A 12,778-nucleotide genomic window follows, 5' to 3' on the forward strand; every position below is an offset into this window, starting at 1 on the left:
CGTCCCCGCAGTGGTCAGCTGCGCTTGTTGTTCTTGGCGTTCGGGTCCTGCGCCGCCTTGTTCACCGCGGCCTGTGCCCGCTTGATCCACTCCTTGGGCTGGATCCGCTGCGCCATGAGCTCATTGGACGCGTTCTGGATCTCCGTGTCCATCTCGCTGTACCAGTCGGGGTAGCGATAGCTGAAGGTGTTGGTGCCCGCCGCCTTGAGCGCCTCGACCGCCGCCTGGGTGCCGGGCCGCAGCTTGACGCCCGGGTCCACGCCGTCCTTGACCACCGTGAGCGAGTTGGCCTGCTGGGCGAAAATCGTCGACCATTCCCGGGACAGCATCGAACGGAGGAATTCCAGGGCCGCGGCCTTGTTGGCGGCCTTCTCCGGGACGATGAACGGCTCGTCGACGCCGGCCCGGATGGCTGCGAGGGGCATCTTGCTGTCCGCGAGCAGGGGCACCGGCAGGAACTTCATGTCGAAGTCCTCCGGGGTCTGCTTGAGCTGCTCGTTCTCCAGCCAGGACCCGCAGGGGATGAAGGCGGCCTTGTACTGGTTCCAGGCCGTCTGGGACTCCGTGTGGGTGAGGCCGTTGGTGCCCGGCATCAGCAGGCCCTTCTCGACCACCTCGTAGACCGCCTCGACCGCGGCGAGGGCGGCCGCGTTGCCCTCGAAGGCGTTCGGTTCGAGGTTGTCGATCGCCTTCACCGCGTCCGGACCGCCCTTCTTGGCGATCAGGTCCATGATGACGACGTTGATGTAGTACGGGAACTTGCCCTGGTGGGCGAGGCCGCCGATGCCCGCGTCCTTGGCCTTCGTACAGACGTCGAGGAACTCGTCCCAGGTCTTGGGCGGCGCCCAGCCCTTCTCCTTGAAGAGCTTGCCCGAGTACCAGAAGCCGAACACGGCGTACACGTACTTCAGGACGAGGTACTTGCCGCCCAGCATGCCCTGTTCGACGGCCCCGTCCACCAGGGTGTCGCGCACCTTCTTGCTCGGGTCGTCGAGCGAGGGCGCGTCGAGGACGGCGTTGAGCTCGGCCAACTGGCCGCCCTTGCCGAGCACGTCCAGCGGGATCTTCTGGGCGCCGGAGTCGTCGACGACGTCCGGCGGGGTCCCGCCGTTGAAGCGGGGCTGCAGCTTGGCGGTGATCTCCTGGGTGCCCAGGTGGGAGCTGGTGGTGCCCCACTTCTTGTCGAAGGCGGCCTCCCAGGCCTTCGCGTAGTCGTCGCCGAACCCGCCCTTGAAGACGACGACGTCCAGCTTGCCGCCCTTGGCGACGCCGAAGGGGTTCTCCTTGGTCACCGCCGCCTTGTCCGGGCCCTTCGTGGAGTTCTCCGCACCGCCGGAGGCACAGGCGGACAGGAAGCTCATCGTCGGTACCGTGATCAGTCCGAGTGCTGCGGAGCGCTTGATCAGGTCGCGGCGTCCGAGGCCCTCACCAGTGGATCCCATGCTCTTGTCCTCGCCTTCGTCAGAAGTGTGAAGGAGGCCGGAGATTCACGGTGGTGGCCGTGCACGCGGACATCACCACAGGGCCCCGCCCGTCCCCCGGCCCGGAACCACTCGTCTCGCGGTGATCCGGACGGGCACAGGTATAGTCCACTTGCGCTCGTGTGAGCAAGATCATGCACATTTATGGCCACCAGTTTTTCCGAGTTGAGACCTGTCCGTCACATGGACACGCCGCCGGACGAACGGAAGGGCCGTACCCCCTGGACGGGGGTACGGCCCTTCGGCGCCTATGCCGTGGCTCAGCCGCGGATGAGGTTCCGGAGCACGTACTGCATGATGCCGCCGTTGCGGTAGTAGTCCGCCTCACCCGGCGTGTCGATGCGGACGACCGCGTCGAACTCCACACCGGTGTCGGTGGTCACCTTGACGGTGCGCGGGGTGGTGCCGTTGTTCAGCTCCTCCACACCGGTGAAGGCGAAGGTCTCCTCGCCGGTGAGGCCGAGGGAAGCCGCGGTGGCACCCTCCGGGAACTGCAGGGGCAGGACGCCCATGCCGATCAGGTTGGAGCGGTGGATGCGCTCGTAGGACTCGGCGATGACGGCCTTGACGCCGAGCAGCGCGGTGCCCTTGGCCGCCCAGTCACGGGAGGAGCCGGAGCCGTACTCCTTGCCCGCCAGGATGACCAGCGGGATGCCGGCGGCCTGGTAGTTCTGCGAGGCGTCGTAGATGAAGGAGACCGGCGCGCCGTCGACGGTGAAGTCGCGGGTGAAGCCGCCCTCGGTGCCCGGCGCGATCTGGTTGCGCAGGCGGATGTTGGCGAAGGTACCGCGGATCATGACCTCGTGGTTGCCTCGGCGGGAACCGTACGAGTTGAAGTCGCGGCGCTCGACGCCGTGCTCGGTGAGGTACTTGCCGGCCGGGGTGTCGGCCTTGATCGCACCGGCCGGGGAGATGTGGTCGGTGGTGACCGAGTCGCCCAGCTTCGCCAACACGCGCGCGCCGGCGATGTCGGAGACCGGGGTGGTCTCCATCGTCATGCCCTCGAAGTAGGGGGGCTTGCGGACGTAGGTGGACTGCGGGTCCCACTCGAAGGTGTTGCCGGTCGGGATCGACAGCGCCTGCCACTGGGCGTCGCCCGCGAAGACGTCGCTGTAGGACTTGCTGAACATGTCCTCGCCGATGGCGTTCGCCACGACGTCGTTGACCTCGGCCTCGGAGGGCCAGATGTCCGCGAGGAAGACCGGCTTGCCGTCGGTGTCGGTGCCGATGGCGTCCTTGGTGATGTCCACCTTCATGGAGCCCGCGATGGCGTACGCGACGACCAGCGGCGGGGAGGCCAGGTAGTTCATCTTGACGTCGGGGTTGATCCGGCCCTCGAAGTTGCGGTTGCCCGAGAGCACCGAGGTGACCGCGAGGTCGTGCTCGTTGATCGCCTTCGAGATCTCCTCGTCCAGCGGACCGGAGTTGCCGATGCAGGTGGTGCAGCCGTACCCGACGAGGTTGAAGCCCATCTTGTCGAGGTACGGGGTCAGGCCGGCCTTGTCGAAGTAGTCGGTGACGACCTTCGAGCCCGGGGCCAGGGTGGTCTTGACCCACGGCTTGCGGGACAGGCCCTTCTCGACCGCCTTCTTGGCCACGAGCGCCGCGGCGACCATGACGTAGGGGTTCGAGGTGTTGGTGCACGAGGTGATCGCGGCGACGGTGACGGCGCCGTGGTCGATCTCGAAGGAGGAGCCGTCGGCCAGGGTGACCAGGGTCGGGCGGGTCGGCACGCCGTTGGTGGCGGCCGGGGCGTCGGAGGCCGGGAAGGACTCCTTGCCCGCCTCGTCGTCGTCCTCGACGTAGTTGCGCACGTCCACGGCGAACTGCTCGGCGGCGTTGGCGAGGACGATGCGGTCCTGCGGGCGCTTCGGGCCGGCGATGGAGGGGACGACCGTGGAGAGGTCGAGCTCCAGCTTCTCGGAGAAGTCCGGCTCGGCGGCCGGGTCCAGCCACAGGCCCTGCTCCTTGGCGTACGCCTCGACGAGCGCGACCTGCTGCTCGGAGCGGCCGGTCAGGCGCAGGTACTTCAGGGTCTCGCCGTCGATCGGGAAGGTCGCGGCGGTGGAGCCGAACTCCGGCGACATGTTGCCGATGGTGGCGCGGTTCGCGAGGGAGGTGGCGGCGACGCCCTCACCGTAGAACTCGACGAACTTGCCGACGACACCGTGCTTGCGCAGCATCTCGGTGATGGTCAGCACCAGGTCGGTGGCGGTGGTGCCAGTGGGCAGCTCGCCGGTCAGCTTGAAGCCGACGACCCGCGGGATCAGCATGGAGACCGGCTGGCCGAGCATCGCGGCCTCGGCCTCGATGCCGCCGACGCCCCAGCCCAGCACGCCGAGGCCGTTGACCATGGTGGTGTGCGAGTCGGTGCCGACGAGGGTGTCGGGGTAGGCCTGGCCACCCCGGACCATGACCGTGCGGGCCAGGTGCTCGATGTTGACCTGGTGGACGATGCCGGTGCCCGGGGGGACGACCTTGAAGTCGTCGAAGGCGGTCTGGCCCCAGCGCAGGAACTGGTAGCGCTCCTTGTTGCGGCCGTACTCCAGCTCGACGTTCTGCGCGAAGGCGTCCTTCGTGCCGAACTTGTCGGCGATGACCGAGTGGTCGATCACCATCTCGGCGGGCGAGAGCGGGTTGATCTTCGCCGGGTCGCCGCCGAGCGCCTTCACGGCCTCGCGCATCGTGGCGAGGTCCACCACGCAGGGGACGCCGGTGAAGTCCTGCATGATCACGCGGGCCGGCGTGAACTGGATCTCCTGGCTGGGCTGGGCCTGCGAGTCCCAGCCACCGAGCGCCCGGATGTGGTCGGCGGTGATGTTCGCGCCGTCCTCGGTGCGGAGCAGGTTCTCCAGCAGCACCTTCAGGCTGTAGGGCAGGCGGGCGGAGCCCTCGACCTTGTCCAGCCGGAAGATCTCGTACGACTCGTCGCCCACCTGCAGCGTGCTGCGGGCGTCGAAGCTGTTCGCCGACACGACAGTCTCCTTCATGCATGAATTCGCGCGTATTACCGCAATCCTGCCGCCACGCCCCTTGGCCAATCCGCTAAGGTAGGGCTAAGTTAGGTAACCCTTACCAGCGGGGGCGGCTGCGGTACGCCTTCGGCAGATATCTCGATGTCGAGATAACTCTAGTACATGTCCGGGGGGAGGGACGAGGCGCGCACCCGCAGTCCTGCCGGGACCGTCAGCTGACCAGGCGATTCCGCATGCCCGGATTCGATCAGGTTGACCAGGACAGACACCGCCGAAGCGGCGATCCGCTCGGGATCGAGGGTGACGGTGGTCACGGCGGGTTCGGTCTCGGCGTACGCCGGATCCTCGCTGGCGCAGACGAGCAGCAGCCCGTCGTGCCCCGGGTTGCCGGGGAATCCCGGTATGCCGGGATTGCCGGGCGCGCCGGGCGCGCCGGGCGTGCGCAGACCGTGGCGCGCGGCGGCGGCCAGCACCTGCCGGCCCCCCGGGTCGTACACGCAGTAGACGGCGTCGGGGCGGTCCGGCCCGGCGAAGGCGGAGTCGAAGGCGTGCCCCGCGGCGTCGTCCGGGTCGAAGGGGATCAGGAGGGGAGCCAGGCCCCGCTCCGCGCACCATTGTTCGTAGGTCGAGGTGACGGCCCCGGTGTAGAACTCCCGGCCGTAGCCCGAGTGCAGTGCGATCCGCCGGGCCCCGGACCCCGCGAGGTGGTCGAGCACCTCCCGGGTGGTGGCGGTGTGGTCGTTGTCCACCCACACGTCCCCCGGCCAGGGGTCGGGCGGCCGCCCGTCGAAGACCACCGGCAGACCCCGCGCCCGCAGGGCCCGCAGCACCGGGTCGCCGGCCGGGCTGTCGAGCAGCAGCATCCCGTCCACGGCGAGGGTGTGCCACAGCGGCTCGGCCCCCCGGTCGGCGGGCAGGGTGGTCAGGGCGTACCCGTGCGCGTGCGCGGCCGAGGTCGCCGCGGTGAGCCAGCGGGAGAAGTAGGCGATCCGCACGAAGTCCCAGGCGTCCCCCGCGTACGTGGTCACCGCGACCCCGAGGGTGCGGGTGCGCGGACCGCGGCGGGCTCCGTAGCCGAGCGCGCCCGCCACCTCGCGGACCCGTCGCCGGGTGGACTCGCCGAGGCGGCCGGTGCCGTTGAGCGCGTGCGAGACGGTCGCGGTGGAGACCTCTGCGGCGCGCGCGATGTCGGCGAGGGTCGGTCCTGGCGTCGGTCCCGGCGTCGGTCCCGGCGCGGGTGGGTGCTCTGGCACGCGGCCATCGTACGGATTTCGTCGCCGGAGGCGGCTTCTGGTTAAGCGGTTAATCAAACAGTGTCCTGGCCACACCAACGTTTGGAGTGGGCATGACGTCTTCTTCGCACCTTTCCCGCCGGGGACTCCTCGCCGCCGCGGGGATCACCGGGGTCGCCGGGGCCACGGGCCTGCTGGGGGCCGCTCCGGCCGCGGCCTCCCCGGCGCCCTCGGCCGCTCCCTCCCCCGGGCGCGGTTCGGCGGCCCTGGTGGTCCACCACGCCTCGGTGTTCACCGGGACCGGCGGCCGGGCGCCCGTCGAGGCCGTCGCGGTCGGCCGGGACGGCAAGATCTGGGCCACCGGCACGAACGCGGCGCTGCGCCGGTACATGGGCCGGGACACCGAGGTCGTCGACGCCCGGGGCAACACGGTCATGAGCGGCATCCACGACGGCCACGTCCACCCGCTCGGCGCGGGCGAGCGTTCGCTGTCCCCCTCGCTGGAGGGCGCGGAGACCACCTTGGCCGAGCTCCAGGAGATCCTGACCGGCTTCCTGGCCGACACGGGCGGCGCGGGCGCGGAGCCCGACCGCTGGCTGGTGGTCGAGGACTGGAACCCGGTCGGGCTGCTCCCCGTGGGCACCAACCCCCACCACACGATGCTGGACGCGCTCCCGACCCGGCGGCCGATCGCCCTGGTCGGCGGTGACGGGCACAACCTGTGGGCCAACCAGCGGGCCCTGGACATCGCCGGGATCACGGCGGCCACGCCCGACCCGGTCGGCGGCAAGGTGGTCAAGGGCGCGGACGGGCGACCGACGGGCGTCCTGAAGGACGACGCCCAGGGCCTGGTGCGGCGGCACGTCCCCGAGCCCACCCGGGCCGACCTGGTCGCGGCGTGCGCCAAGGTGCTGGAGCTGGCGGCCGCGTCCGGGGTCACGACGATGATGGACGCCCTGGTGGGACGGCACGAACTGGAGCTGTACCAGGCCCTGTCGGCGGCGGGGAAGCTGCCGCAGCGGATCGTCCCGGCGATCCGGCTGGAGGCGGAGCAGACCAAGGACCCGGCGGGATCGCTGGCGTACGCGCAGGGCCTGCGGCGGGAGTTCGCCGGTGTACGGGGGCTGCGGTTCGGGATGGTCAAGGTGTTCCTGGACGGGGTCATCGAGTACCCGGCGCAGACCGCCGCGCTGCTGAAGCCCTATCTCGACGGACAGGGCCGGCCGACCGGCAACCGGGGCGAGCTCTACACCTCGGCGGCGGACTACGGCCGGCTCAGCGCCGCCTTCAACCGGGCGGGCTGGCAGATGCACGCGCACGGCCTCGGCGACCGTGCGGTGCGCACGGCCCTGGACGGGTACGCGTACGCCAAGCGGGTGACGGGCCTGCGGGACGCCCGCAACGCGGTGGCGCACCTGCAGCTCGTGGACCCGGCGGACCTGCGGCGTTTCGCGCAGCTGGGGGTCACGGCGTGCATGCAGCTCCAGTGGGCGGCGAAGGACACCTGGACGATGGAGGCGCTCCTGCCCTACATCGGACCCGAGCGGCACCGGTGGATGTACCCGGCGCGGAGCCTGGAGCAGGCGGGGGCGCGGCTGTCGGGCGGCTCCGACTGGCCGGTGGACGCCCTCCAGGTGTGGAACCAGCTGCGGACGGCGATCGACCGCCAGGGCGCCTTCGGGGCGGGCCCGCTCTACCGCGAACTGGAGGGGCTCGGCCGGGACGCGGTCCTGCGGATGCACACGTCGGGGACGGCGTGGCAGCTGCGCCAGGAGGAGCTGACGGGCACGGTGGAGCCGGGCCGGGCGGCGGACCTGGTGGTGCTGGACCGGGACGTGACGCGCTGCCCGGTGGCCGACATCAGCGGGACGGGGGTACGGATGACCCTGGTCGGCGGCCGCGTGGTGCACGACGCGGATTCGGCGTCGGGCAGGGCGGCCTCGGCGCGGGTTGCGGGCGCCGCCTCGGGCCCGCGCCCGGCCTCGTACGCGACGGTGCACGCCGGGGGGCGCCACCACGCCTGCAAGCACTGAGCGGGGGCCGGCGGGGCGCCGATGGGGCGCCCCGCCTGGCTCAGCCCACCGCGAGGCCGTGGCGGGCCGCCCAGGAGTTGAGTGCCGCGGCGATCTCCTCGGGCCGGTCCTCGGGGCAGAGGTGGGCGGCCGGGCCGCAGTACTCGCTCTCCAGCGCCGAAACGTTCTCCTCGCACCAGGCGACCGTCTCGGGGCCGACCATCAGGGCCGGTGAGCCGTCGAAGGTGAGCAGCAGCTTGGGCACGTCCGGGCTGTCGGCCAGCCAGGCGTCGTACCTCTCGACGACGGCGTGCACATCGGCCGGATCGCCGTCGATCGGCAGCGAGCGGGCCCACCGCAGCATGGGCAGCCGGCTCCCGCGGGTCGGGTAGGGGGCGGCGTAGACGGCGCGGTCCGCCTCGCCCATCGGGTTCAGCACCGTCTGCCGGATGCTGTCCTCGATGAAGACGTTCCGGTCCAGGACCATCTCCTCCCCCACGCCCGGGGTGCGGATCGCCTCGAACCGGGCTCGCGCGGCGGGCGGGTACTGCGCCCAGCTCAGCGGCCGCACGATCGTCTCCATGAAGGCGATGCCGCGGACCCGGTCGGGGTGACGGGCGGCCCGGTCGAAGGCGAGCGCCCCGCCCCAGTCCTGACCGACCATCACCACCTCGTGGAGCCCGAGGGCGTCGAACCACGCGTCCAGGTAGCGGGCGTGGTCCTCGAAGCGGTACTCCCCGCCCGGCTTTCCGGAGCGGCCCATCCCGATGAGGTCCGGGGCCAGGACCCGGACCCCGCCCCCGATCCGGGGCAGGACGCCCCGCCAGAGGTGGGAGGAGGTCGGGTTGCCGTGCAGGAACACGAAGGGGACGCCGCCGGAGCGCGCGCCGGCGTCACCGAGGTCCTCGTAGTACATCGTCGAGTCGAGTACGTCGATCGTGGGCATGGAAGGCCCCTTCCGTAATCGTTGGCCTGACTAACGTTTGCAACACAAACGAAGCTATATCGTTAGTGTCACTAACGCAACGGGTAGCATCACCCCATGACCACGGAAGAGAACGGACCCCTCGTCCCCGCACGACTGCGCGAACTACCCAGCCGACTGCTGGGACAGGCGTCCACCCACGCGCAGCGACTCGTGACCGAGGGGCTAAGTGGGGCAGATGCCCGCAAATGGCACTACGCGGCCCTGGTCGCCCTCGAAGAGTCAGGCCCGGCGAGCCAAGCCGCCCTCAGCGCCCGCACCGGCATCCACCGCAGCGACCTGGTCGCCGTCATCAACGAACTCGCCGCGCGCGAACTGGTGGAGCGCACCCCCGACCCCGAGGACCGCAGGCGCAACGTCATCACCCTCACACCGCCCGGTCGGCGACACCTGCGCACACTGGAACGGATCCTCGCCGCGGCCCAGGAGGAACTACTGGCCCCGCTGTCAATCGAGGAGCGCGAGCAGCTCACCCGCCTACTGGGCCGCATCGTCGACCATCACGCGTACGGAGACCCCGTCATGGGATCTGATGGCCGGTAACTTCCACTCAATTCACCCATTTGCCGCACCCAACGCAAGGGTCATCTCATATCTGAGATAGCGTGCCCCCATGGCAGACGACTACCTCGTACGCATCGGCAAGCTCATCCGTGACGCCCGGCAGCACCGGGGCTGGACACAGAGTCAGCTCGCCGACGCCCTCGGCACCAGCCAGAGCGCAGTGAACCGGATCGAGCGCGGCAACCAGAACATCAGCCTTGAGATGATCGCCCGAATCGGCGAAGCGCTCGACAGCGAGATCGTCTCCCTGGGTTACGCCGGCCCGATGCACCTGCGCGTGGTGGGCGGCCGCCGCCTTTCCGGCGCCATCGACGTCAAGACGAGCAAGAACGCCTGCGTCGCCCTGCTCTGCGCGTCGCTGCTCAACAAGGGCCGCACGGTGCTGCGGCGGGTGGCCCGCATCGAGGAGGTCTACCGCCTGCTGGAGGTCCTGAACTCCATCGGCGTGCGCACCCGCTGGATCAACGACGGCGTGGACCTGGAGCTGATCCCGCCGGCCCGCCTCGACATGGAGGCCATGGACGCGGACGCGGCCCGCCGGACCCGGTCCATCATCATGTTCCTGGGCCCGCTGCTGCACCGGATGGAGACCTTCCGGCTCCCCTACGCGGGCGGCTGCGACCTCGGAACCCGCACCATCGAGCCGCACATGATCGCCCTGCGCCGGTTCGGCCTGGACATCACCGCGACCGAGGGCATCTACCACGCGAAGGTCGTCCCCGGGATCTCCCCGGACCGCCCGATCGTGCTGACCGAGCGCGGGGACACCGTCACCGAGAACGCGCTGCTGGCCGCGGCCCGGCACGATGGCGTGACCGTCATCCGCAACGCCTCCTCCAACTACATGGTCCAGGACCTGTGCTTCTTCCTGGAGGCCCTGGGCGTCCGGGTCGACGGCATCGGCACCACCACGCTCACCGTCCACGGCGTCCCGAGCATCGACGTGGACGTGGACTACTCCCCCTCCGAGGACCCGGTCGAGGCGATGAGCCTGCTCGCCGCCGCGGTCGTCACGGAGTCGGAACTCACCATCCGCCGGGTGCCGATCGAGTTCATGGAGATCGAGCTCGCGGTCCTGGAAGAGATGGGCCTGGACCACGACCGCTCGGCGGAGTACACCGCGGACAACGGCCGCACCCGCCTGGTCGACCTCACGGTCCGCCCCTCGAAGCTCGAAGCCCCGATCGACAAGATCCACCCCATGCCGTTCCCCGGGCTGAACATCGACAACGTCCCCTTCTTCGCGGCCATCGCCGCCGTGGCGCAGGGCCAGACCCTGATCCACGACTGGGTGTACGACAACCGGGCCATCTACCTGACGGACCTGAACCGCCTCGGCGGCCGCCTCCAACTCCTCGACCCCCACCGCGTCCTGGTCGAGGGCCCCACGCGCTGGCGCGCGGCGGAAATGATGTGCCCGCCGGCCCTGCGCCCCGCGGTGGTCGTCCTCCTGGCGATGATGGCGGCCGAGGGCACCTCGGTGCTGCGCAACGTCTACGTGATCAACCGCGGCTACGAGGAACTGGCCGAGCGCCTCAACTCGGTGGGCGCCCAGATCGAGATCTTCCGGGACATCTAGGAAGCCGGACACGTGGGGATCAATCAGGGCATAGCCTGGAGGCTTGGAAACTAGCCCTTGACCTGCGAAAACACCTTTCGGCACCTCTCGACATCTTCCGGCGCTTTCCGTCACCTTGCGCAAGAACTGGGCAACGAACAGGCGGCTAGCTGACACTCCATCAGCCCTCGAGTGTCGATCCGAACCCTGTCACCCCTTACGGAGGGTGACAGGGTCTCAGTTGCTTCATGCCTTTTGCCACCAAAAGTCCAAGCCAGAGCTACGGCCTGGGATCCAACAGGGTGTTTGGCGGTCACTCGTCGCGTGTCTTACGTTCGCCTGCGTGGCCGCACGGGCATCCCACCAATTGGGGCGCGCAACCGAGTTGCTGCGCGATGCCTACACCTACCCTCGGCCAGCCCAGTGTCAAACACCAGTAGCACGACGCCCAAGGCCGCGACAACGCAAAGGCCCGAGCATCCAGGGACGGTCGCAGCCCAGCTTCAGGCACGTCTGGTCCATGGCCATCTCGCGAGGGTACGAACGCCGGCCTTCGAGAGCCACGGGCATACGTGAACCCTCCGGTTCCACGGGGCCTTCCGCTTTCTGAGATCCCTTGACCAAGGGCCGTCACCAGCCGCTCCCCGGCGGTACCGTCCCGTCAGAAGCCGTCGCAGATCGGGGTGGTAGGCGTGAGCGGGTACATCGAGGAGCAAGAGCGGATCGGGCAGCGGGTCAGGCGCCAGCGGCTCTCCGTGGGCATGACCCAGGCCGACCTCTCCGCCGCCTTGGGCCGAACGCAGGGCTGGGTGTCCAAGCTGGAGAAGGGTCGGATCGAACTGGACCGGGCCGGGCTGATCAACGCCGTGGCCGCCGCCCTGCACTGCCACCCGAACACTCTGATCGACCGGCCGTACACAGGAGGTGGCGCCGAGACCAAGTGGCAGGTGTCTGCGGCCTCCATCTTGCGAGAGCTGCGCCGCTACGACCTGGCGCCGGTCTTCGACGGCACCCCGCGCCCCTCCAGAGTGCTGTGGCATGAGATGAAGCGCCTGCTGCGCCTGCGCGACGCCGCTGCCAACGGTGCCGTGTTGAGCGAGCTGCCGGACATGCTGCGCGAGGCCCGCGCCCTCGCCGAGGTGTCCACCGGCCACGAACGCGAAGAGGCGTACGCGATCTACGCAGTGGCCTGCAAGTTCGCACACACCGCCGCCCACGCCCTCGGACATCCCGAGCTGGTCGCCATGGCCTGCGAGCGCGCAACATGGTCGGCACAGCTTTCCGGCGACCCGGTGATGCCCGCGATGGCGCTGTGGATGCGGATGTGGGACACGTGGGCCTCCGCCGACTGGGACGACGCGCTCGCCCTGGGGGACAAGGCCCTCGCCAGCATCGAAGCCGAGTATGAGATCGGCGATCCGTTGGCCCTGCGCATGTGGGGCGCCCTGCACCTGAGGGCCGCGATCTCGTGCGCCCGGAGTGGGAACGCAGCCGGTTCGGACGAGCGCCTCGCCCTGGCCCGTACCGCAGGTGAGCGGGTCAACGCCTACGTGGGACCCGAGATCCATGACCGGCACTCGGTCACGTTCAGCCTCGGCAACGTCATCATCCACTCCGTCAGCGCCGCCCTGGAGATGAGCGACCAGACGAAGGCGCTCCGGCTCAACCGCGAGGCGAACCCGGCGCACATCGCGGTCCTGCCGAACTCCCGTCTCGGGCACCACCACATGGATCTCGCCCGCGCATGGCTGTGGGACGGCAACCGCGACCAGGCTCTGACCGAGCTGGAGACCGCCGAGCGCATCGCCCCGCAACTCGTCCGTAATCACCCCGTCGCACGCGCCACGCTGCGGAAGATCGTTTACGCCGAGCGGGTCGCCACCCGGCAGCGCCTGCGCGGCATGACCGGACGTTTTTCGCTCGACTGATCTGTACGTATTCCGCGGATTCATATTCGTGCGTAGCGGAGCG

At 69.8% G+C, this 12,778-nt stretch carries 8 protein-coding genes; 4 read left to right on the forward strand and 4 right to left on the reverse strand.

What is annotated here, in order from left to right; genetic code table 11:
* Window positions 1-14: 14 nt before the first annotated feature.
* From ngcE to OG207_RS11465, 3 genes are all read right to left on the reverse strand, one after another.
* Window positions 15-1,442 (reverse strand): N-acetylglucosamine/diacetylchitobiose ABC transporter substrate-binding protein, encoded by a 1,428-nt coding sequence (gene ngcE / locus OG207_RS11455; RefSeq protein ID WP_329098295.1) that lies wholly within the window; start codon window positions 1,440-1,442, stop codon window positions 15-17.
* A 299-nt stretch (window positions 1,443-1,741) separates the two neighbouring features.
* Window positions 1,742-4,456 (reverse strand): aconitate hydratase AcnA, encoded by a 2,715-nt coding sequence (acnA, locus tag OG207_RS11460; RefSeq protein WP_329098297.1) that lies wholly within the window; start codon window positions 4,454-4,456, stop codon window positions 1,742-1,744.
* 155 nt (window positions 4,457-4,611) lie between these two features.
* Entirely contained in the window at window positions 4,612-5,709 is a 1,098-nt protein-coding gene (locus OG207_RS11465) for a LacI family DNA-binding transcriptional regulator (protein WP_329098299.1), read from the reverse strand.
* A gap of 92 nt (window positions 5,710-5,801) precedes the next feature.
* Between OG207_RS11465 and OG207_RS11470 the strand changes: the two genes are divergently transcribed.
* Complete coding sequence (locus OG207_RS11470) at window positions 5,802-7,721, forward strand: amidohydrolase (RefSeq protein WP_329098301.1); 1,920 nt, start codon at window positions 5,802-5,804, stop codon at window positions 7,719-7,721.
* Window positions 7,722-7,761: 40 nt separating this feature from the next.
* Here the strand turns inward: OG207_RS11470 and OG207_RS11475 are convergent, their stop codons facing one another.
* Window positions 7,762-8,646: a haloalkane dehalogenase gene (locus OG207_RS11475; RefSeq protein WP_329098302.1), complete on the reverse strand. Its 885-nt coding sequence runs from the start codon at window positions 8,644-8,646 to the stop codon at window positions 7,762-7,764.
* 96 nt (window positions 8,647-8,742) lie between these two features.
* On the opposite strand from OG207_RS11475, the gene OG207_RS11480 reads away from it, so the two are divergent.
* The 3 genes from OG207_RS11480 to OG207_RS11490 all read left to right on the forward strand — a co-directional run bounded on the left by OG207_RS11480 (window position 8,743) and on the right by OG207_RS11490 (window position 12,735).
* A complete protein-coding gene (locus OG207_RS11480) occupies window positions 8,743-9,228 on the forward strand; it encodes a MarR family winged helix-turn-helix transcriptional regulator (RefSeq protein WP_329098303.1) in 486 nt (161 codons plus the stop codon).
* 70 nt (window positions 9,229-9,298) lie between these two features.
* Entirely contained in the window at window positions 9,299-10,828 is a 1,530-nt protein-coding gene (locus OG207_RS11485; protein ID WP_329098304.1) for a helix-turn-helix domain-containing protein, read from the forward strand.
* 671 nt (window positions 10,829-11,499) lie between these two features.
* A complete protein-coding gene (locus OG207_RS11490; RefSeq protein ID WP_329098306.1) occupies window positions 11,500-12,735 on the forward strand; it encodes a helix-turn-helix domain-containing protein in 1,236 nt (411 codons plus the stop codon).
* Window positions 12,736-12,778: the final 43 nt, after the last annotated feature.

This window comes from Streptomyces sp. NBC_01439 (assembly GCF_036227605.1).
In the GTDB taxonomy this organism is placed as follows: domain Bacteria; phylum Actinomycetota; class Actinomycetes; order Streptomycetales; family Streptomycetaceae; genus Streptomyces.

Coding starts and splice junctions, on each gene's coding strand:
- OG207_RS11485 (WP_329098304.1), top strand. CDS start 9,299: ATGGCAGACGACTACCTCGTACGCATCGGCAAGCTCATCCGTGACGCC.
- OG207_RS11480 (WP_329098303.1), top strand. CDS start 8,743: ATGACCACGGAAGAGAACGGACCCCTCGTCCCCGCACGACTGCGCGAA.
- OG207_RS11470 (WP_329098301.1), top strand. CDS start 5,802: ATGACGTCTTCTTCGCACCTTTCCCGCCGGGGACTCCTCGCCGCCGCG.
- OG207_RS11475 (WP_329098302.1), bottom strand. CDS start 8,646: ATGCCCACGATCGACGTACTCGACTCGACGATGTACTACGAGGACCTC.
- ngcE (WP_329098295.1), bottom strand. CDS start 1,442: ATGGGATCCACTGGTGAGGGCCTCGGACGCCGCGACCTGATCAAGCGC.